Below are 22,309 nucleotides of genomic sequence, written 5' to 3' on the forward strand. Positions count from 1 at the left end.
TAATGCGTGACAATTGAAATTACGCCGATGCGTGCAGAGCACCTCGACCAAGTTTGGCAAATCGAGCAGCAAGCACATTCTCACCCTTGGGCCGAATCTTTGGTTCGTGACTTATCCAGTCGCGGTGCTTGCCATCATGTGATGCTGGAAGGCTCTCAAGTGGTTGGTTACTTCTATGGACAGAATATTGTTGGAGAAGTGACACTATTAAATATTGCAGTAGCGCCTTCTCAACAGGGCAGAGGGCTAGGGCAAAAATTGCTGGACGCGTTTATTGAATACTGTGAACAAGCCAAAGCAGAGAGTGCTTGGTTAGAAGTGCGTGAAAGTAATCACCCAGCTATCCATATTTATGAGCAAGCAGGTTTTAATGAAGTGGACCGTCGTTACAACTATTACCCAGCTAAATCGGGAAATGGTAAGGAAGACGCCATTATCATGAGTTACTTATTTTTGAGTTAGTTTTAGGCCGTTACTAATTACCTCATCAACACTTATGCTTTAAATGCGTATCCGGATTCGAGGCTTTTGAATATGTAATAATAATTTTTTGAATTTTTACATCTCTTTGTGTGGAGCTGGCTTTCCCTTGTTAGTTGCAGGTAAAGGCTGGTGAGCCGAGTAAATTCAGTTCATGTCTTTCCAGTTTGCTAGCACAGCGATAATAAGCGAGAATACCGCACAATATCGAATAGTAGATATGCTTGCCTATTTTGTGAGCATGAAAGTAATTTAGAAGATTAACTAATGTCAAATCCCCTTTTTTTAGGCGAAGTGTCTAAGCGCAGAACGTTCGCTATTATTTCTCACCCGGATGCGGGTAAAACCACCATTACTGAAAAAGTACTGTTATTCGGAAACGCGATCCAAAAAGCAGGTACGGTTAAAGGTCGTGGTAACGCACAGCACGCAAAATCAGACTGGATGGAAATGGAAAAGGAACGTGGTATCTCGGTTACTACTTCTGTAATGCAGTTCCCTTACAACGATTGTCTGGTAAACCTACTTGATACGCCTGGACACGAAGACTTCTCGGAAGATACTTACCGTACTCTAACGGCAGTTGACTCATGTCTGATGGTTATCGATGCAGCGAAAGGTGTTGAGGACCGTACTCGTAAACTAATGGAAGTTACACGTCTACGTGACACGCCAATCGTAACCTTCATGAACAAACTTGACCGTGACGTTCGTGATCCAATGGAAGTATTGGATGAAGTAGAAAACGAATTGGGCATGATGTGTGCGCCAATCACATGGCCAATCGGCTGTGGTAAAGAGTTTAAAGGTGTTTACCACATTCACCGTGATGAAACGATTTTATACGAATCAGGTCACGGTCATGAGATTCAAGAAGTTCGAATCATCAAAGGTCTCGATAACCCAGAGCTTGATGAAAAAGTTGGTGCAGGCCTTGCGGAAAGTGTTCGAGAAGAGCTTGAGCTTGTCATGGGTGCTTGCCCTGAGTTTGATTTGGAAATGTTCTTAACAGGTGACCTGACGCCAGTTTACTTCGGTACTGCATTAGGTAACTTTGGTGTGGATCATATGCTAGACGGTCTAACTGAATGGGCTCCAGCGCCGAAAACTCGTCAAGCGGTTGAACGTGAAGTTGAAGCGACTGAAGAGAAGTTCTCTGGTTTCGTATTTAAGATCCAAGCGAATATGGACCCAAAACACCGCGACCGTATCGCATTCATGCGTATTGTATCGGGCACTTACACGCAAGGTATGAAGATGAACCACGTTCGTCTTGGCAAGCAAGTGAGTATCTCTGATGCAGTAACCTTTATGGCTGGTGACCGTGCACGTGCAGAACACGCTTACGCCGGTGACATCATTGGTCTACACAACCACGGCACTATTCAGATTGGTGATACCTTTACGCAAGGTGAATCACTGAAGTTCTCTGGTATTCCGAACTTCGCTCCGGAACTATTCCGTCGTATTCGCCTGAAAGATCCATTAAAGCAGAAGCAGCTTCTCAAAGGTTTGGTTCAGCTATCAGAAGAAGGTGCGGTACAGGTATTCCGTCCTCTACAGAACAACGATCTGATCGTTGGTGCCGTTGGTGTACTTCAGTTCGATGTTGTTGTGGCTCGTTTGAAATCTGAGTATAACGTTGAAGCGATTTATGAAGGCATTAACGTTGCAACTGCTCGTTGGGTTGAGTGTGGTGATGCGAAGAAACTGGATGAGTTCCAACGCAAGAATCAAGCGAACTTAGCATTGGATGGTGGTGATAACCTAACGTATATCGCCCCAACAATGGTTAACTTAAACTTGGCGAAAGAGCGTTTCCCTGACGTTGATTTCCGTGCGACGCGTGAGCACTAATTTGCGCGGTTAGGGTAAGCCTTAACGCAAACTAGATTTTAAAACGCCCTTGGCTATAAACTTAGCCAAGGGCGTTTTTATATAAGGATAAGATATGAATTGGTTTAAACGTGGGCTAAAGCGTTACGACAACTGGTGTAAAGAGATGGGGTTAACTCCCGATCAGAAACGCAGTTGTGTCCCATATCGAAAAGACCCAGCCCATCAAACTGAAGAGAAGAGTGAAGCCCAACCATCCTCTGATTTTCTGCCCGCAGATACAGATAAAAAGCGTCAAGATGAAGCTCTTTGATACGCACTGCCACTTTGATTTTGATGTGTTTCAAGATGACTTTGCACATCAACTTGAGCGTGCTCAAACGCAAGGCGTCGCAAGAATTTTGATTCCTTCCGTCGGTCCGCAAAACTGGGCTCGTATTCAAACTTTGGCAGAGCAACATGCCAATTTGTATTATGCGCTCGGCTTTCATCCGTATTTTCTTGAAGATAACGTTGAGCAGCACCTTACAGAGCTAGAAGGCTATCTAAATCAAAAAGGGCAGCAGTGCGTGGCAATAGGAGAGTGTGGTTTAGATTTTGCCATTGATGTTGATCCACAGTTGCAAGAAAAGATACTTGAAGTTCAATTTGAGCTGGCTAGACGCTTCGAACTCCCAGTTATTTTACATAGCCGAAAAGCGCACAATCGCCTCATTCAAATGGTGAAAGCGGCGAATCTCCCTAGAGGTGGTGTGCTACACGCTTTTTCTGGGAGTTATCAGCAAGCCATGGAGTGGGTCAAATTAGGTTTTTTTATCGGTGTAGGAGGAACGATTACCTACCCAAGAGCCAAGAAAACACGCGACGCAATTCAAAAATTACCACTCGAAAACCTAGTAATCGAAACAGACGCACCAGATATGCCTATACTTGGATATCAAGGGGAGTCAAATCACCCAGCCAAACTCATTCACGTCTTTAATGAGCTCGTAGAGTTGCATAACGGCCGAAAGCAATCGATTGCCTCTCAACTGTGGAAAAATAGCAATTTTGCTTTCTCGATATGTGAATAAAATCTAAAGATGTGGTTTGAAATCGAAAACGTTTTCCTGCTTATTGTGAATTAACTCACAAAGCTGGTTGAATCAATCATGAATCTTATAGGAAAGTGTGAGGCTGGCATTACTTTAATTGATTCTGCATGAGTATAATTGCCCCCGCTTTATAGCTCCATTTTGTAACACGCCAATAAATAACTTATAAGGAAGTCATAAACTATGAGCCTGTTTATGAGCCTAATCGGTATGGTAGTGCTTCTTGCGATTGCAGTGGCATTTTCTAACAACCGAAAAGCTATCAACTTTAGAACTGTGGGTGGCGCATTCGCTATCCAATTCGCATTAGGTGCATTTGTTCTGTATGTACCTTGGGGCCGTGATCTACTAAACGGTTTCTCTTCAGGTGTTTCTAACGTTATCAACTACGGTAACGATGGTTCATCATTCCTGTTCGGTGGTCTTGTTTCTGACAAGATGTTCGAAGTATTCGGCGGCGGCGGTTTCATCTTCGCATTCCGTGTTCTTCCTACACTGATCTTCTTCTCTGCACTGATTTCAGTTCTTTACTACATTGGCGTTATGCAATGGGTTATCAAGATTCTTGGTGGCGCACTACAAAAAGCGCTAGGCACTTCTCGTGCGGAATCAATGTCAGCGGCAGCTAACATTTTCGTAGGTCAAACTGAGGCACCTCTAGTTGTTCGCCCATTCGTTCCAAAAATGACTCAATCAGAGCTATTCGCGGTAATGTGTGGTGGTCTAGCTTCTGTTGCTGGTGGTGTACTAGCTGGTTACGCATCTATGGGTGTTCCACTAGAGTACCTAGTTGCGGCATCATTCATGGCAGCACCAGGTGGTCTACTGTTCGCTAAAATCCTTCACCCAGAGACTGACCAGCCTCACGAAAGTATCGAAGAAGCGATGGACGGCGGTGACGACAAACCAGTTAACGTAATCGACGCAGCTGCGGGCGGTGCGGCTTCTGGTCTACAACTTGCGCTTAACGTAGGTGCAATGCTAATCGCATTCGTTGGTCTAATCGCGCTAATCAACGGTATGCTAGGTGGCATCGGTGGTTGGTTCGGCATGCCAGAACTAACACTAGAGCTAATCCTAGGTTACGCGTTTTCTCCACTAGCATTCCTAATCGGTGTTCCATGGGCAGAAGCTGTAACAGCTGGTTCATTCATCGGTCAGAAAATCGTAGTGAACGAATTCGTTGCTTACTTGAACTTCACACCATATCTAGGTGAAAACGCTCAAGTAATCGCGGCAACTGGTGAAGTAATGTCTGAGAAGACAACAGCTATCATCTCATTCGCACTATGTGGTTTCGCGAACCTTTCTTCTATCGCGATTCTACTTGGTGGTCTAGGTAGCCTTGCACCAAACCGTCGTAGTGACATCGCTCGCATGGGTGTTAAAGCAGTTCTTGCAGGTACGTTGTCTAACCTTATGGCAGCGACAATTGCAGGCTTCTGCTTAAGCCTTGCAGCACTATAATTAGAATCGGTTCTTAATATATAGACGCCGTTTTACATCATGCCCTGTAGCAAGAGATTGCTGCGGGGCATTTTTCGTTTTTCGGGCTCCAAAATTTCATCGGGTGTTTGCCTTAGTCGAGGTATTACGCAGTCAATGGAATAGGGGCTAGGAAATTTTGAGATACAAACCGTTTGCGCTCTATTTGGTGCTACAGTTTTGCGGTGAAACTCTATAATGTATTAATCACAGGATAGTGGTTAAGCTTGATTCTTAATCACGTAATGAATATTACATAATCGATGGGCAAATGAATTGCCCTGCAATATCAGATCTAATAGGCGTTTTGCTTTGTGATGTGATATTAAAGACACCGCAATCATAGATTGTTGTGCCATAGGCCAAACTGGTACTGTGCGGTGACAAGGATAGCAATTGGCATATGATAAATTTTCGCTGTATATGCCGAGTCTTCAGGGAACCAAGTCCGTTCATTAATAGACTGTTTAGCCATTTACTCACATTGTCTCGACTTGTTGATTATAGTTAAAGACGTGATGTAAGGCTGAGTAGTGAATTTTTTGAATATTGATCGGAGATAGAAATGAGCGATTTAAAAGCAGCAGCGCTACGTGCACTTAAACTTATGGACCTAACTACGTTGAATGACGATGACACTGATGCAAAAGTGATCTCACTATGTCATGACGCGAAAACAGCAGTAGGCAACACAGCTGCAATTTGTATTTACCCTCGCTTTATTCCTATTGCTAAGAAGACACTTCGTGAGCAAGGTACGCCAGAGGTTCGTATTGCAACAGTAACGAACTTCCCACATGGTAACGACGACATTGAAATCGCAGTTGCTGAAACAAAAGCGGCGGTTGCTTACGGTGCAGACGAAGTTGACGTAGTTTTTCCTTACCGAGCGCTAATGGCGGGTGATGAGAAAGTAGGCTTCGAACTAGTTAAGCAATGTAAAGAAGCTTGTGGTGACATTCTTCTTAAAGTGATCATCGAAACAGGTGAACTAAAAGAAGAAGCACTAATCAAGAAAGCATCTCAAATCTGTATTGAAGCAGGTGCTGACTTCATTAAAACTTCAACTGGTAAAGTGCCAGTAAACGCAACACCAGAATACGCTCGCATGATGCTTGAAGTTATTCGCGACATGGGGGTTGCAGAAACTGTTGGTTTCAAACCAGCAGGTGGTGTGCGCACTGCTGAAGACGCAGCAGCATACCTAGCAATGGCTGACGAAATCCTAGGTGACAACTGGGTTGATGCTCGTCACTACCGTTTTGGTGCGTCTAGCCTGCTAACCAACCTACTAAATACATTAGAAGTATCGGACGACGTCGCTGATCCAACAGCGTACTAATTTCAATAATACGTCTGAACGGTAGCACCTAAACGGGTGCTACCACACCTCTTCTATCCTACTACAACCATGGCTCAAAAGAGCTTGGGAGGCACTAATGTATTTACCACAAGAAATCATTCGTAAAAAACGTGACGGCGAAGTCCTAACCGCCGACGAAATCAACTTCTTTATTCAAGGCGTAGCGAACAACACGGTATCTGAAGGTCAGATTGCGGCGTTTGCTATGACGATTTTCTTTAATGAAATGACCATGGATGAGCGCATCGCCTTAACGTGTGCGATGCGTGATTCGGGCATGGTTATCGACTGGAGCCACATGAACTTCGGTGGTCCAATTGTCGACAAACACTCAACCGGTGGTGTGGGTGACGTAACTTCTTTAATGCTTGGCCCAATGGTGGCAGCGTGTGGCGGTTTCGTACCTATGATCTCTGGCCGCGGTCTTGGTCATACAGGCGGTACGCTGGATAAACTTGAATCTATCCCTGGTTACAACATTACGCCGAGCAACGATGTTTTTGGTCAAGTAACCAAAGACGCTGGTGTGGCGATCATCGGTCAAACTGGTGACCTTGCTCCTGCGGATAAGCGTGTTTACGCGACTCGTGATATTACCGCAACGGTAGACAATATCTCCCTGATTACGGCGTCGATCCTTTCTAAGAAACTGGCGGCGGGTCTGGAATCGCTAGTGATGGACGTAAAAGTGGGTTCAGGTGCATTTATGCCAACTTACGAAGCGTCTGAAGAGCTAGCAAAATCAATCGTTGCGGTAGCAAACGGTGCTGGCACTAAAACTACGGCAATTCTTACGGACATGAACCAAGTATTGGCGTCTTCAGCGGGTAACGCAGTGGAAGTTCGTGAAGCGGTTCGTTTCTTAACGGGTGAATACCGTAATCCTCGTCTACTTGAAGTGACCATGGCTTCATGTGCTGAAATGTTAGTACTTGGCAAGCTTGCTGAGAACACAGAAGACGCACGCGCAAAACTGATGGAAGTGCTGGATAACGGCAAAGCGGCTGAGTGCTTCGGCAAGATGGTTGCCGGTTTAGGCGGCCCTGCGGACTTCGTAGAAAACTACGACAACTACTTAGAAAAAGCAGCAATCATTAAGCCAGTTTACGCAACAGAAACGGGCATTGTCTCTGCAATGGATACACGTGCTATCGGCATGGCTGTGGTTGCTATGGGTGGTGGTCGTCGTGTTGCTACTGATGAAATCGACTACGCAGTTGGTTTCGACGAGTTCATCCGCCTAGGTGAGGTCGCAGACAGTGATAAACCTCTTGCGGTCATCCACGCTCGCACTGAAGAGCAATGGGAAGAAGCGGCAAAAGCACTGCGCAGTGCAATCAAAGTAGGTGGTGAATACACACCAACTCCAGAGGTTTACCGCCAAATTCGTGCAGAAGATATCTAATAGAACAAGTAATTACACAAGGCCTACTCAACCATAATAAAAAGCCGAGTGGGCCTAAGGAACGAGCAATGAAAAGAGCATTTATTTTAGTACTAGACTCATTCGGTATCGGTGCAACTGCCGATGCTAAAGAATTTGGTGATGTAGGTTCAGACACACTAGGTCACATCGCTGACCAATGTGACAAAGGCTTAGCAGATAACGACAATCGCCAAGGTGCACTTCGCCTTCCAAATCTATCGAAACTTGGTTTGGCAATGGCGCATAAAGAATCGACAGGTCGCTTCGCACCTGGACTAGACGCAGACGCTGAAATCATTGGTGCATACGGTCATGCAGCAGAGCTTTCTTCAGGTAAAGACACGCCGTCTGGTCACTGGGAAATCGCAGGTGTTCCTGTTCTGTTTGACTGGGGTTACTTCACTGACAAAGCAAACAGCTTCCCGAAAGAATTGACTGACCGCATTCTTGAGCGTGCAGGTCTTGACGGTTTCCTAGGTAACTGTCACGCGTCTGGTACTCAAGTTCTTGACGATCTTGGTGAAGAGCACATGAAGACTGGCAAACCAATCTTCTACACGTCTGCTGACTCTGTATTCCAAATCGCATGTCACGAAGAGACTTTCGGTCTAGACCGTCTACTAGAGCTTTGCCAAATCGCACGTGAAGAGCTAGAAGATTACAACATTGGTCGTGTTATCGCGCGCCCATTCGTTGGTGCTGGTAAAGGTCAATTTGAGCGTACAGGTAACCGTCGTGACCTTTCTGTTGAGCCACCATCAGCAACGGTTCTACAGAAACTTGTTGAAGAGAAGCAAGGCAACGTGGTTTCTATTGGTAAGATTGCTGATATCTACGCAAACTGCGGCATCACTAAGAAAGTGAAAGCGACAGGTATCCCTGCATTGTTCGAAGCAACGCTAGAGCAAATCAAAGAAGCGGGCGACAACACGATCGTATTCACTAACTTTGTAGACTTCGACTCAGCTTACGGTCACCGTCGTGACGTAGCGGGTTACGCAGCGGCACTTGAGTACTTCGATGGTCGTATCAATGAAGTGCTAGAGATTATGGAAGAAGACGATGTGCTTATCCTAACGGCAGACCACGGCTGTGACCCAACATGGCCAGGTACTGACCATACTCGTGAGCACATCCCAGTATTGGTTTATGGTCAAAAAGTACCAGCTGGTTCTCTTGGCCGCCGCGAAACATTCGCAGATATCGGTCAAACATTGGCAAGTTACTTCGGTACTTCTCCAATGGATTACGGTAAGAACTTCCTATAATTAGTTAGGTTTTTGAAAACTAGGAGCTTGATTGCTCCTAGTTTTATGTTTGCAGTATGTAAATGCTGCTTGTCGGAAATGAGAATACTCTGGCTTATATCGCCTTAAGCGCGGAGCGCTAGAGAAAGGTTAAGGAAAAGAAAATGGCAACTCCACATATCAATGCTGAAATGGGTGCATTTGCAGACGTCGTACTGATGCCTGGCGATCCACTACGTGCAAAATACATCGCAGAGACTTTCCTTGAAGATGTCGTTCAAGTGTGTGACGTTCGTAATATGTTTGGTTACACAGGCACATACAAAGGCCGTAAGATCTCGGTCATGGGCCATGGTATGGGTATCCCATCATGCTCGATTTACGCGACTGAACTAATCAAAGACTTCGGCGTGAAGAAAATCATCCGTGTTGGCAGCTGTGGCGCAGTGAATGAAGACATCAAAGTGCGTGATGTTGTGATCGGCATGGGTGCATGTACTGACTCTAAAGTGAACCGTATCCGCTTTAAAGGTCATGACTTCGCGGCAATCGCAGACTACAACATGGTTCGTGCGGCAGAAGACGCTGCAAAAGCTCGCGGTATTGACGTTAAAGTTGGTAACCTATTCTCAGCAGAGCTTTTCTACACGCCAGATCCAGAAATGTTCGATGTAATGGACAAGTACGGCATTGTTGGTGTTGAAATGGAAGCGGCTGGTATTTACGGTGTTGCGGCAGAATACGGTGCAAAAGCTCTGACAATCTGTACGGTTTCTGATCATATCAAGACTGGCGAACAGACTACATCTGACGAGCGTCAAATGACATTCAACGACATGATGCTAATCGCACTAGATTCAGTATTGCTTGGTGACGAAGAGTAAGCGACGAAGAGTCATTCTATTTTTCGCTCTCAAGAGCTAAAAAAACAGCCCACACATTGCGGGCTGTTTTTATATGAGTTGTTAGCGCTACCTAGTTACTTGGTTAGCAGCAGGTTTGGCGCTTTTTTACGACGTATCGGTTGTCGACGTAAAATCAAGATGAACAACATACCACAGACAAAGCTCATTAAGACCATCATGTACATATAACGATCGCTCTTGCGATAGTGGTGGTCAGAAATAGCCGTCACCCGGCCCGTCTCAAAGGTCACGCGAACAAAACCGATAAGCGCACCATCTGCAAAAACTGGTTCAACCAACTGCTGGCGACCAATGGAAGCTGTTGCCAAAGGCGTATCCAGGCCAAGAACTTCGCGTACCGATAATGCCTCTTCACTAGACGCTAAACGTACACCCTGTGCATCGTAGATTGTTGCATCAAACACTAAACGGTCTTGTGCTAGCTGGTTTGTTAGCTGAAGTAATCGTTCTTGATCTTTAGTTAAAATCATCTCACTGGCAGAAAGAGACGCCTGTGAAATCAAAACTTTGGTGAGCGTTTCAAGCTGTTGTGCTTGAATTTTCTCATTACCCTTACTGATCACAACACTGTTTTTTATTGTGATAAACAACATCACACACAGTAGGATTAGTGCCAGAATTCTTAGGGCATTCCTTACTGAGAACAAAGATTCACTCATGCTCTTTACTCATCCATTTAAAATAAAACAAAGACTTGCCTTTTTAGTTTGTTGAGGTAACGTTTTAGCAAAGTCATAAGGGATTATATACATGGACGCGTCAAAAAGCTTGCCTATCAGAAAACATACGACACTTTTAAAACGATTACCCGAGACTCGATTTGCCTCCCAATTAGATAAAGCAAAAGCAAACTGGATCGTATTTGCTGAGTACCTTTCGCCAAGTCACTTCGAAGACATTGATTTCTTCACCGGCTTTTACAACCCAATACTAGAAACGTGGAAAGTTGGCCAATATGAAGTAGCCCTGATGGCCGGAGAGTTGACTCCTCAACATGAAACGATCTTACAAAGTCTCAACCTAGATTACGCCTCGCTTAATGAAGTGCCCGATCTATCAACCCAAGGGTTGATTGTATTTGATATGGATTCAACGGCGATCCAGATAGAGTGTATTGATGAAATCGCGAAACTGGCAGGAGTAGGGGATGAGGTCGCTGAAGTCACTGAACGTGCCATGCAAGGTGAGCTGGATTTTGAGCAAAGTTTACGTCAGCGAGTTGGTAAGCTCAAAGGTGCCGATGAATCAATTCTTGAACAAGTTCGTTCCCAGTTACCATTCATGCCGGACTTTGAAGCGCTAATTGCGACGTTGAAAGCCTTGGGCTGGAAAACAGCGATTGCCTCCGGTGGTTTTACTTACTTCTCTGATTACATCAAAGATAAAGTCGACTTAGACTTTGCTCGCTCCAATCAATTAGAAATTATTGACGGCAAACTCACGGGTAAAGTACTTGGCGATGTGGTAACGGCGCAGATGAAGTCTGACATTCTAGTGGAACTGGCGGATGAATATGAAATTGAGCAGCACAACACGGTTGCTGTCGGTGATGGCGCTAATGATCTTGTGATGATGTCGGTGGCAGGATTAGGGATTGCGTATCACGCAAAACCAAAAGTGGAAGCTCAAGCGCAATCAGCGATTCGCTTTGCAGGGTTGGGCGGTGTGCTCTGTATTTTATCTGGCGCATTGGTGAAGCAGCAAAAGGTCAGCTGGAAAGCTAAACCTTAACCATCCATTCAAAAACACCGCCAGAAAGGCGGTGTTTTTTTTCAATTTGGTATGACTTTGAATTTACTCGGTTAACTCCAATCTAATTACAACCTCTTCAGTAATGTCTTCAAATTCACTGTAACCAACGAGCGCTGTTAACTCTTTTTCTAACTTGCTCGCTTGATGTACGCCAAATTGGGTTAAGTCACTTAAATCTTGTTGCAGTAATGATGTCATCGGATCGAAAATTGGCGCAGTAGAAAGGCGAATCACGTAAAAGTCACCCATCATTCGCGCTTTCTTTATAAATTGAATCCGCTCTTTTACGCTGTTGAACTCTTGATGAAGCTTTGACTCAATGCTTGTAATTTTATTGCCTACTTTTGCGGCGCTTATGTAGATATCCTGATGTCTGGCTTGAGCACCTTCTACACGTTTTATTGGCTCTGCGATTAATGTGCTTGTCCGGCCTTTAAAGATAGGTTCAAGTGACAACAGTTGGTCATGCCCAAGACGGGCAAAAAGCTCAATGTGTTTAGGTAGCGGCAAGTTCACCCCGATAACGGGGGTTTTGATTGAAGGTGACGTACTCTTACTGATAAAAATGGGCGTGCTCAGCGTACGCGAGAGCAACATGCAGTGCAGCCTTTCAAGTAGAGCATTACTTGGTAGCGTCTCTTTTTGCGGGATTAGCTTGTCTTGATTGTGCTCGATAATGCTGTTGAAAAAAGCGATTACCTTCATGGTTTGGCTGCTTTCATCAATAACTAGCTGCACGCTACAACCGTCTGGGCTTACACGAATTACTCGGTATGGCACCGACATTAACGGCAATTTTTTATCGTAGAGTTGTAATTCTCGAAAGTTGATTCTTACCTCTTGCCCAGAACGTAACATCGTAGGCTCACTTAGCCTAATTCCGAGTCCTCGTTTGGAAAGGTCAACAGTACAGCCGCCTGTTTTAGTTTGTCCTGAGTACAACTCTAAAGGTGTTTTAAAACGATAACGAGGCTCTTTTCGACGAGACTTTGCATCAAAATAAATGCCCTTTGGATTGCCGATAACTCTTCTCGGATGACGAAACGCGTTTAACGTATTAGCGGGTAAGCGCGGCTTTTCAGTTAGCAGGTAATCCTGCCCTGATTTTTCGTCAGCAATTTCTTGCAAAATACCAATATGAGTCAGTGATTGAGACGTTTCTGCTAACTCTGGAGAGAAAGCTGCTAGGTCTTCCTGTTCTTGCTCAGATAGTTCAAAGATTGAAATTCTAAAGGCGCGCCAACTCTCTCGTTTGCCACCTAAATGCCAAAATAGCTGGCGCTGTTCGCGAGTTGCTTCAGGGCGAAACATCGAATAGAAATAGGTTCGATTCTCGTGCTCGTGAGTAAATGAATAAAGGACATTGGTTGTTCCTTTCACACCAGGCTTAATGAGTGACGCGATGCGTTGCTCGTTGAATAAGGAACCAAACATTTGCTGGTTTCTCTCATCGTGCCAGTATTGCCAAAGCTTTTGATTGTTTGGCGTTAACATTGCTAATTTTAGGTCACTACCATCAAAGAATAGAGGCAAGCTGCTGGTGTGCTTTAGTGCGATGTGCTCATAACCGCGAGTTCGAGCTCGAATAATCTTGTCTTGATTGTCGTGACGAGCCCTTTTAGCAGCACTGTTGAGCGCTTCATCTATCACTCTGGTGACGACATTGGTGTCAGTTAAGCGTATGGTTCTGAGGTATCGAACTGAGTCATTTTCGTAACAGTCATCAACCGCGAGTATGCGGTATGCAAGCGGTTTCTCTATACCTGCAACGTTAGATTTGCTGGCAAATTCAGTAAACGTGACCTGAATAATTTCCCCAAGGTTATATTTAAATGCACTAGGGACTTTGAACTTTGCGCCAGAGCTAGATAAATCAATGCTTAATCCATGAAGAAGCTGTCCTTTAGAACGGCAAATTTCAACTTGAGATTGGACTTTCAAGCGTTTTTCTTGGCGCTTTAAATCGTAGCCTAGGTGAACGGGTTCTGCTAAGAACGGGCTTTTAGGATCCGTTAACGATTGCGTTTTTTGCTGAGTAAGGCGCTTGCTCATTACGCGAAAGTTATTTCGCGTGTTGACCAATGCTTCCCACATTCCTTCCGTGTAGCAGCCAAACTTTTTGATGTTTTTATGGTAAGCGTTGAAAGCAACATCATCCAACCAATGTGGAATGCCATCCAAAATATACTCGCGACATTCGCCTTGAACGCGACCTCGCAAATCAATGCTTTTTTTGCATGGAGCCATTAAGCGGTTAAGTTCCATTTTAACCAAAATTTTGGCCGAAGGCGGCTCTTCCTCGGTCAGTTGGCCAAGGACAAAGTCAAAGTCATTCGTACCGTAAACGGGAATGAGTCGTTCTGCGAGCGAGAGAATTTCAGATTGCTGCATTATTTCTGTTAGAGTATGTCGTTACTTTAAATTGTATCGGCTAAGCGAAGTAATACTTAAGTATATCAATAGTTCATTTCAGTTCAGGTCTGACTTGGCTGTGCTTAGTCACATTTGTAGAAAAAATTGAGGCATCATGGCGAAAGCAAAACGAGCGTATGTTTGTAATGATTGTGGCGCGGACTTTCCCCGTTGGCAGGGGCAGTGTAACGCATGTGGTGCATGGAATACGATAACAGAAGTACGTATCGCTGCATCGCCAACCGTTGCTCGCAATGAACGCTTAAGCGGCTACGCTGGTTCCGCAACAGAAGCAACGGTTCAAACGCTATCCGAAATTGATCTGCAAGAAGTACCTCGCTTCACCAGTGGGTTTAAAGAGCTTGACCGCGTCTTGGGTGGTGGTGTTGTGCCAGGTGCCGCAATTTTGATTGGTGGTAACCCTGGTGCAGGTAAATCAACCCTTCTGTTGCAAACCATGTGTAGTTTATCTGCGCAAATGCCAACGCTTTACGTAACCGGTGAAGAGTCGTTACAGCAGGTGGCAATGCGTGCTTCCCGATTGGGCTTGCCGAAAGATCATTTAAAAATGCTATCGGAAACGAACGTCGACAAAATTTGCCAAATCGCCGAAAAAGAGCAGCCTCGTATAATGGTAATAGACTCGATTCAGGTGATGCACGTTTCTGATGTTCAATCGTCGCCTGGCAGTGTTGCTCAGGTACGTGAATCTGCGACGGCTCTGACACGATACGCAAAACAGAATAATGTTGCGGTATTTATTGTTGGTCACGTAACAAAAGATGGTACCCTTGCGGGCCCCAAAGTTCTTGAACACATTATCGACTGTTCGGTACTACTCGATGGTGGAACGGATAGCCGATTCCGCACTTTGCGTAGTCATAAAAACCGTTTTGGCGCTGTGAATGAGCTTGGTGTCTTTGCAATGACAGGCCAAGGATTGAAAGAAGTGAGTAACCCATCAGCGATCTTCCTTTCTCGTGGTGAAGAAGAAACATCAGGCTCTTCCGTCATGGTGGTTTGGGAAGGCACGCGCCCTCTGCTAGTAGAGATTCAAGCGCTGGTGGATTACTCGCAGTTAGCCAACCCTCGTCGTGTTGCGGTCGGCTTGGAGCAGAACCGCCTATCACTTTTGCTCGCGGTGTTGCATAAGCATGGTGGCTTACAAATGGCAGACCAAGATGTCTTTGTTAATGTGGTTGGCGGTGTTAAGGTGACGGAGACGAGCGCTGATCTTGCTTTAGTTATGGCGCTTTTATCGAGTTTTCGTGACCGTCCACTCCCTAAAGATGTGGTGATTTTTGGTGAGGTAGGGCTTGCGGGCGAAATCCGTCCAGTGCCAAGTGGGCAAGAGCGTTTGAATGAAGCGTTCAAACATGGTTTCAAGAAAGCCATCGTGCCAGCAGCCAACATGCCGAAAGGTGGCATCCCTGGCATGCAAATTCACGGCGTTAAGAAATTGTCGGAAGCTATAGAGGCTTTTGACGAGCTGTAATGCTCATAAGAATGGTATTTGTGCAATCACAAACTGTTCTATCCGTCCTCAATAAAATGCGAATAAAGTACATAAATTGCTGTGTTTGACTATGCTTTGGGGACGGAAATTTCACGTTAAAATTTTTTTTCTTCCATCCGCACGCAAGGGTATCAGTATTGACAGAATGTGATATACTCTGCGCGCACTTTATACCTTATTAACAGAGTAAGACAATGACTGATTTATCAAAATACAGAAACATTGGTATTTTTGCTCACGTAGACGCGGGTAAAACTACCTCTACAGAGCGTATCCTAAAGCTAACTGGTAAGATCCATAAGATCGGTGACACTCACGACGGTTCAACTACTACTGACTTCATGGAGCAGGAAGCTGAGCGTGGTATCACAATCCAGTCTGCAGCAACAACTTGTTTCTGGAACGATCACCGTCTAAACATCATCGATACTCCTGGACACGTTGACTTCACTATCGAAGTTTACCGTTCTCTAAAAGTACTTGACGGTGGTATCGGTGTATTCTGTGGTTCTGGTGGTGTTGAGCCTCAGTCAGAAACTAACTGGCGTTACGCTGACGAATCACACGTATCACGTCTGATCTTCGTTAACAAACTAGACCGTATGGGCGCAGATTTCTACAAAGTTGTAGATCAAGTACAGAACGTACTAGGTGCTACACCTCTAGTTATGACTCTACCTATCGGTATCGAAGAAGATTTCGTAGGTGTTGTAGACGTACTAAGCCAACAAGCTTACGTATGGGATGAGTCTGGCCAACCAGAGAACTACGAAGTTCAAGATATTCCAGCAGACATGGTAGAAAAAGCTGCTGAATACCGTGAAATGCTAATCGAAACTGCTCTAGAGCAAGACGAAGATCTAATGATGGCTTACCTAGAAGAAGGCGAAGAGCCATCTCTAGAAGACATCAAACGTTGTATCCGTAAAGGTACTCGTGATCTAGCATTCTTCCCAACTTACTGTGGTTCAGCGTACAAGAACAAAGGTATCCAACTTATTCTTGACGCGGTAATTGATTACCTACCATCTCCAACAGAAGTTGATCCACAGCCTCTAACTGATTCAGAGACTGGTGAGCCAACTGGTGAAGTTGCGACTGTATCTGCAGACGAGCCACTACGTGCTCTTGCATTTAAGATCATGGATGACCGCTTCGGTGCTCTAACCTTTATCCGCATCTACTCTGGTAAGATGAAGAAAGGTGACACAATCCTTAACTCTGCAACTGGTAAAACAGAGCGTATCGGCCGTATGGTTGAGATGCACGCGGACGAGCGTAACGAGATCGATTCAGCACAAGCTGGTGACATCATCGCTGTAGTTGGTATGAAGAACGTTCAAACTGGTCACACTCTATGTGATCCTAAGCACGAATGTACTCTTGAGCCAATGATCTTCCCAGATCCAGTAATCTCTATCGCAGTTAAGCCTAAAGATAAAGGCGGTTCTGAGAAGATGGGCATCGCGATCGGTAAAATGGTTGCAGAAGATCCATCATTCCAAGTTGAGACTGATGAAGATTCAGGCGAAACTATCCTGAAAGGTATGGGTGAACTTCACCTAGACATCAAGGTAGATATCCTTAAGCGTACTTACGGCGTTGAGCTAGAAGTTGGTGCTCCACAGGTTGCTTACCGTGAAACTATCACTCAAGCAATCGAAGATAGCTACACGCACAAGAAACAGTCTGGTGGTTCTGGTCAGTTCGGTAAGATCGACTACCGCATCAAACCAGGTGAGCCAAACTCTGGCTTCACGTTCAAATCAACAGTTGTTGGTGGTAACGTACCTAAAGAATTCTGGCCTGCAGTTGAGAAAGGCTTTGCGTCAATGATGGAGCACGGTGTTCTAGCTGGCTTCCCTACTCTAGACGTTGAAGTTGAACTATTCGACGGTGGTTTCCACGCAGTTGACTCTTCAGCTATCGCTTACGAAATCGCAGCGAAAGGTGCATTCCGTCAGTCTATGCCTAAAGCTGGCGCGCAACTTCTTGAGCCAATCATGAAAGTTGACGTGTTCACTCCAGAAGATCACGTTGGTGACGTAATCGGTGACCTTAACCGTCGTCGTGGTATGATCAAAGACCAACAAGCAGCGTCTACTGGCGTACGTATCAAGGGTGATGTACCTCTATCAGAAATGTTTGGTTACATCGGTACTCTACGTACTATGACTTCTGGTCGTGGTCAGTTCTCTATGGAGTTCTCACACTACGCACCATGTCCAACAAACGTTGCAGAGCAAGTAATTGCTGACGTTAAAGAGCGTAACGCTAAGAAGTAATTCTTAAGTTAACTCTATAACTTGAAAGCCCCGCTTAGTGCGGGGCTTTTTGTATTTAGCAGTCTTATACGCAGAGCGTGTTTGTTTTATTCCTATTTAGCGTTTGTTTTGACGATTGTTATGATGCCGTTCTAGTACTGTTGCCTTTTAGGTCAATGGTCCTAAAGTCTGGTACCACTGACTTTTCAAATATTTCTATTTCTTCCTTCAACCATTGCGCAAACAATTGAGCTTTAGGTCTTTTTAAGTAGCCTTTTGGCGCACACAAGTAATACGCAAAGTTGGGCTTGATAGCGATATCTCCAATTCGGACCAATTTGCCAGAACGAAAATATTGATGAGCTAAACTGTGTTTTACTAATGCCACGCCTTGAAGTGATAGTGCAGCCTCAAGCACGAGATGTGATCCACTGTATTTTAAGGTAGGCTTTGCTGCGCAGTGACCCAAGGTTGCTAACCACATATTCCAATCAAGATCAGGCCAAACATCTTCAATCAGCTCAGCTTTGCTTAAATCCTCGATGTTATAGATCCCGTGCTCTTTCTGGTACACCGGATGACAAGCTGGATAAAAAGCTTCGTCCATTAGCCATTGTGATTCTAAATTGGGGTACTTTCCTAAACCGTAACGAACACATAAATCTATCTGGCTATCTTGAAAAGACACCAAATCATTGGTTGGTTCTAATAGCAAGGCGATATCAGGGTGACGCTGACGAAAAGCCGTAATTTTCGGGACTAACCAATGATGAGCGAAAGAGGGGAGTGTTGATATCGAAAGGTGGTTCGGGTTTGGATCTTGATTGACTAATCTTACCCCTTGCTGCAAATGAGCAAACCCTCTTTCTGCCTGACTAAACAGTAGCTCTCCCTCTGGTGTGAGCACGATTTTTCTGTGCTGACGAACAAATAGGTCCGTGCCTAAGAACTCTTCTAAATGACGAATTTGCTGACTAATGGCCGCTGGCGTAACAAACAGTTCTTTTGCTGCCGTTTTAAAGCTTCCTTCCTTTGCTGCAACGAAAAAGTAATACAAGCTTTGTAAGGGAGGCATTCGATCTTTCACATTAGTTTTCCTTAACTCTATGGCAGATTCTATCGCTTGAGGTTATCAGCGTAGTCGCTGATTATTAAGTGGTCAACATTGTATAGGGATCTTTGAAATGGAAAACATGACACACACTTGTGAGCGTACTATACCTACTGCCCATCAGAGCGGGTTACAGTTAATTTATTCTAAACTGGCGGCTTGGAGAAGGAACTATAAGACACGTCGTCACTTGAGAGAGTTACCAAAGCACCTTTGGGACGATATTGGATTAGGTGAAAGGGAGATTAGTTGTGAAGTGAGTAAGCCATTCTGGAGAGAGTAGTCTATGAGTTTGATTCAAGCTCAAAGTTAAGTTGCACTCCCCAATGGTGTTGAGGAGTGCAAGCAAAATTACAAGTCTTATTCCCACACGACCAATTCATCTTTTGGCCAATTGTGGCCTATCTCATGATACTTTTGTTCGAGCACATGACGTTTAATTTTAAGCGTTGGCGTCAGTACGCCATTTTCTATACTCCAAGGTTCTTTAATCATTAACACACCTTTGATTTGCTCATGAGAGGCGAGTTCTTGATTCATCCTGGCAATAACTTTACGTGTGGTACGTGCGTATCGCTCTCGATCAAAGTTAGGGAAGTCATGTGGCACAACCAAAAGAATCGGAGCGGGTAGCCCTAAACCGATGAGACACATCATCTCTACGCGACTGTACTCGAAAAGCTTTTTCTCGATAGGTACCGGAGAGACAAATTTACCTTTGGCGGTTTTGAAGTTATCTTTTTTACGGCCTTGAATCGTTAGATAACCATCTGAATCGATAGCGCCGATATCGCCTGTGTGTAGCCAGCCCTCTGAATCAAAAGACTCTTGGGTGGCAATATCATTTTTGTAGTAGCCAGAAAATAGCCCTTTGCCACGCACCATGATTTCATCATCGGCTGCGATTTTTAACTCAATGCCTGGCCCTGCATTACCGACACTACCAATTTTGTCAGCTCTAAATGGGTAGTTGAGCGTGCTGTAGGCAAATGATTCCGTCATCCCCCAAGCCTCTGTGATATCAAGGCCCACTGAGTGGTACCATTCCAACAGCGCTGGCGAGACAGGTGCAGAGCCACAGCCTAATACTCGAGCCTGATCTAAACCTAGACCATCTGCTAGCTTTTTCTTGATCAAAGAATTGACGAATGGGATTTTCAACAGAATATTGAGCTTCTTCTGTGGAAGTTTGTCTTGAATACGTTGCTGGAATAGCGTCCATAATCGTGGGACGGAGATAAACAGAGTTGGTCGGTGCATCTTCACATCTTCGATAAAAGTGTCCAGTGACTCTGGAAATGCTGTTGGCACGCCACCCATAATCGATGAACCGAAGATATAAACACGCTCTGTAATATGAGCGAGCGGTAAATAAGAGAACAATCGGTCGTTTTCTTGGATACCAATATGATTGATCAGTTGCTGAACAGACCAACTGAATGCGCCGTAAGTTAGCATCGCGCCTTTCGGTAACCCTGATGTGCCTGAGGTATACACCAACGACATTAGCTTGTCATCGTAATGCTGCGGACGCTCTTCACTTGGCACTGCATCAGCAATGAGCGCTTGGTATTCGTGCTTACACTTAGGTGCCGTGTCATAAGGTAGAGCGATGCTAATGAGTTCAGGCATAGCATCAATGACTTGCTGAGTTGCTTTGGGATCATCGAGTTTTCCGCCAATGATCGCTTTACTTTCACTATGAGTCACACAGTATTCGATGGTATCTGCACCGGCGGTAGGAAAGATTGGCACACTGACATAGTCACCAAGCATCATAGCAAGATCGCAAATAAACCATTCTGCACAGTTTTTAGATACTAACGCAACTTTGTCGCCAGGCTTTACACCAAGCGAGCGTAGTGCGCTGACAAGTTTTAAGGCTTGATCTGCAACATCAGAGAATGTGTACTCAACAAACTGTCGGTTAATAATTTGTTTTAGGTAGACCTCATTTGGACGCTCTTGAGCCCATTTGAGGATCATTTCATTTGGTGGTGGGAGAGCGCAACCAGCAGCGCTATTTAGATTCGGCTGATTCATTTTAAGTGACTCCATGTCTTCTCATTGTATTTATAATTGTTAACGCATTGTTAACTTTAGCATGTTAAATCGCGACACGGGAATGCATTTTGATGAAATATGTGGGGAAGATAGCGTTAGTTATGGTTGAAGTCGGAGCGACTCGATCTAAAAAGCAATGTGATTGATGCTACGCAAAAGAGAACAGGCTTTTCAGCTGTTATGTCATACCGACTTCATACTAAGAGCACAGGTAAGCAATTTATTTTATTAATAATATTGCGAAAACATAGAATCTATCCTAATTATTTATTAACTAGTGGCTTAGTGTTGAAGATAAGTATAAATGTCTCCTAATTTCTTCAAAGCGCCAAACTTAAAGGTATGTCGTGGTTTTGAAGTAGCTATACTAATCTTACTTTGGAAAGTTAGGAGCTTCACCTCAAGCTATTGCCTGAGATTACTTGGGTACGATCATCAGCAAAAGGAAAGATGTGATGTTACGGAAGACTTTACTGGGTACCTATCTTTGTAGTTTATTCATTGCGGGGAATGCATATGGTGCTGAAGGAGATGATATTCCTCAGCGTGCCCAAACGGTTGGTGATGTTATTGAGCGCCCAGGCGTTCTCACACCTAAAGGTAAATGGTCATTTGATTCGTCTTTAAGCTATACACAAAACTCTTCAAACAAAGTATCTGTTGTTGGGTATACAGTCTTACCAACTCTGATTGTTGGGCGAATTGAAGTGAGTGATTCGGATAGGACTACAGTAACCGTTGGATTAACTGCTCGGTACGGTTTAACAAACGCCACAGAGTTAGAAGTTAGAGTGCCGTATGTGTATCGTAATGACCAAGTTTCTACGCGCCCCATTCAAGATGGTTCAAACAGTGAAGTAGTAAACACAACGGTGGATGGCGGAGGGCTTGGTGATGTAGAGTTCGCATTGAGGCACCAGTTTAACTTTGAGTCTGCGCCATACTGGGTAGGTGGCCTTAGAGTAAAGTCGGATACAGGACGATCGCCTTATGATGTTTCTATTGAAGATGGAAGCAACTCATTTAGTGATGTCCCTACAGGTTCGGGTTTTTGGAGTTTTGAGCCTAATTTATCTCTTATTCACCCTGTTGATCCTGCGGTCTTGTTCGCTAGTCTAAGTTATATTTATAACTTAGAGGATACTGTTACAGTTGGCGACACAAAAGCTGATGTTGAACTTGGAGACACTATTTCTCTTTCAGGAGGAATGGGGTTTGCGGTGAATCCTGATCTTTCATTCTCTTTAGGACTTAGCCATAAAACTATTTTAAAAAGCAAAGTAAATGGCAGATCGGCAGATGATGCTAAGTTGCTTCAATTAGATGCATTAAC

At 44.6% G+C, this 22,309-nt stretch carries 19 protein-coding genes; 14 read left to right on the forward strand and 5 right to left on the reverse strand.

All coding sequences use genetic code 11. The features are described 5' to 3' along the window. The first annotated feature begins 6 nt into the window (after positions 1-6). The 5 genes from rimI to R7Q11_RS15235 all read left to right on the forward strand — a co-directional run bounded on the left by rimI (position 7) and on the right by R7Q11_RS15235 (position 4,877). Positions 7-462: a ribosomal protein S18-alanine N-acetyltransferase gene (gene rimI, locus R7Q11_RS15215; protein WP_005380122.1), complete on the forward strand. Its 456-nt coding sequence runs from the start codon at positions 7-9 to the stop codon at positions 460-462. 285 nt (positions 463-747) lie between these two features. Next, a complete protein-coding gene (gene prfC, locus R7Q11_RS15220) occupies positions 748-2,337 on the forward strand; it encodes a peptide chain release factor 3 (protein ID WP_005380123.1) in 1,590 nt (529 codons plus the stop codon). Positions 2,338-2,431: 94 nt separating this feature from the next. Beyond that, complete coding sequence (locus R7Q11_RS15225; protein WP_005380125.1) at positions 2,432-2,629, forward strand: DUF5363 family protein; 198 nt, start codon at positions 2,432-2,434, stop codon at positions 2,627-2,629. Beyond that, positions 2,616-3,389: a TatD family hydrolase gene (locus tag R7Q11_RS15230; RefSeq protein WP_225466551.1), complete on the forward strand. Its 774-nt coding sequence runs from the start codon at positions 2,616-2,618 to the stop codon at positions 3,387-3,389. The genes R7Q11_RS15225 and R7Q11_RS15230 overlap by 14 nt, the downstream gene beginning before the upstream one ends. Positions 3,390-3,593: 204 nt before the next feature. Continuing rightward, the gene (locus tag R7Q11_RS15235; protein WP_005380131.1) at positions 3,594-4,877 is read left to right on the forward strand and encodes a NupC/NupG family nucleoside CNT transporter; all 1,284 of its coding nucleotides are present in this window, start codon (positions 3,594-3,596) and stop codon (positions 4,875-4,877) included. A gap of 358 nt (positions 4,878-5,235) precedes the next feature. On the opposite strand, the gene R7Q11_RS15240 is transcribed toward R7Q11_RS15235, so the two are convergent. After that, positions 5,236-5,370: a hypothetical protein gene (locus R7Q11_RS15240; RefSeq protein ID WP_005391675.1), complete on the reverse strand. Its 135-nt coding sequence runs from the start codon at positions 5,368-5,370 to the stop codon at positions 5,236-5,238. 90 nt (positions 5,371-5,460) lie between these two features. On the opposite strand from R7Q11_RS15240, the gene deoC reads away from it, so the two are divergent. From deoC to deoD, 4 genes are all read left to right on the forward strand, one after another. Then, positions 5,461-6,237 carry a deoxyribose-phosphate aldolase gene (gene deoC, locus R7Q11_RS15245; RefSeq protein WP_005380133.1) on the forward strand — a complete coding sequence of 259 codons (777 nt, stop codon included), beginning with the start codon at positions 5,461-5,463 and terminating at the stop codon, positions 6,235-6,237. A 97-nt stretch (positions 6,238-6,334) separates the two neighbouring features. Further along, positions 6,335-7,663, forward strand: a complete 1,329-nt coding sequence (gene deoA / locus R7Q11_RS15250; RefSeq protein ID WP_025768209.1) for a thymidine phosphorylase — start codon at positions 6,335-6,337, stop codon at positions 7,661-7,663. A 68-nt stretch (positions 7,664-7,731) separates the two neighbouring features. Continuing rightward, positions 7,732-8,952, forward strand: coding sequence for a phosphopentomutase (locus R7Q11_RS15255; RefSeq protein ID WP_054576312.1), 1,221 nt, complete (start codon positions 7,732-7,734; stop codon positions 8,950-8,952). 143 nt (positions 8,953-9,095) lie between these two features. Then, positions 9,096-9,815 carry a purine-nucleoside phosphorylase gene (deoD, locus tag R7Q11_RS15260; RefSeq protein ID WP_225466552.1) on the forward strand — a complete coding sequence of 240 codons (720 nt, stop codon included), beginning with the start codon at positions 9,096-9,098 and terminating at the stop codon, positions 9,813-9,815. 95 nt (positions 9,816-9,910) lie between these two features. Here the strand turns inward: deoD and R7Q11_RS15265 are convergent, their stop codons facing one another. After that, positions 9,911-10,516 (reverse strand): YtjB family periplasmic protein, encoded by a 606-nt coding sequence (locus tag R7Q11_RS15265; protein ID WP_005391677.1) that lies wholly within the window; start codon positions 10,514-10,516, stop codon positions 9,911-9,913. Positions 10,517-10,607: 91 nt separating this feature from the next. Here R7Q11_RS15265 and serB point away from each other — a divergent pair, with 91 nt between their 5' ends. Next, on the forward strand, positions 10,608-11,588 hold the full coding sequence (gene serB / locus R7Q11_RS15270) for a phosphoserine phosphatase (protein ID WP_005380142.1): 981 nt from the start codon (positions 10,608-10,610) through the stop codon (positions 11,586-11,588). 63 nt (positions 11,589-11,651) lie between these two features. Here serB and R7Q11_RS15275 read toward each other — a convergent pair whose 3' ends face one another. Beyond that, the gene (locus tag R7Q11_RS15275; protein WP_054576311.1) at positions 11,652-14,000 is read right to left on the reverse strand and encodes a PilZ domain-containing protein; all 2,349 of its coding nucleotides are present in this window, start codon (positions 13,998-14,000) and stop codon (positions 11,652-11,654) included. A 136-nt stretch (positions 14,001-14,136) separates the two neighbouring features. Here R7Q11_RS15275 and radA point away from each other — a divergent pair, with 136 nt between their 5' ends. Together radA and fusA are read left to right on the forward strand one after the other, a co-directional pair. Continuing rightward, on the forward strand, positions 14,137-15,516 hold the full coding sequence (gene radA, locus R7Q11_RS15280) for a DNA repair protein RadA (protein ID WP_005386443.1): 1,380 nt from the start codon (positions 14,137-14,139) through the stop codon (positions 15,514-15,516). A 215-nt stretch (positions 15,517-15,731) separates the two neighbouring features. After that, complete coding sequence (gene fusA, locus R7Q11_RS15285; protein WP_005386444.1) at positions 15,732-17,822, forward strand: elongation factor G; 2,091 nt, start codon at positions 15,732-15,734, stop codon at positions 17,820-17,822. A gap of 118 nt (positions 17,823-17,940) precedes the next feature. Here fusA and R7Q11_RS15290 read toward each other — a convergent pair whose 3' ends face one another. Then, the gene (locus tag R7Q11_RS15290) at positions 17,941-18,888 is read right to left on the reverse strand and encodes a LysR substrate-binding domain-containing protein (RefSeq protein ID WP_005391685.1); all 948 of its coding nucleotides are present in this window, start codon (positions 18,886-18,888) and stop codon (positions 17,941-17,943) included. A 106-nt stretch (positions 18,889-18,994) separates the two neighbouring features. On the opposite strand from R7Q11_RS15290, the gene R7Q11_RS15295 reads away from it, so the two are divergent. Next, the gene (locus R7Q11_RS15295; RefSeq protein WP_224721253.1) at positions 18,995-19,195 is read left to right on the forward strand and encodes a DUF1127 domain-containing protein; all 201 of its coding nucleotides are present in this window, start codon (positions 18,995-18,997) and stop codon (positions 19,193-19,195) included. Positions 19,196-19,272: 77 nt separating this feature from the next. On the opposite strand, the gene R7Q11_RS15300 is transcribed toward R7Q11_RS15295, so the two are convergent. Then, a complete protein-coding gene (locus R7Q11_RS15300; RefSeq protein ID WP_172563508.1) occupies positions 19,273-20,955 on the reverse strand; it encodes an AMP-binding protein in 1,683 nt (560 codons plus the stop codon). Positions 20,956-21,431: 476 nt separating this feature from the next. Here R7Q11_RS15300 and R7Q11_RS15305 point away from each other — a divergent pair. Continuing rightward, on the forward strand, positions 21,432-22,309 hold an 878-nt coding region (locus R7Q11_RS15305), incomplete at its 3' end, for a transporter (RefSeq protein WP_225466553.1).

The organism is Vibrio sp. 970 (assembly GCF_033339075.1).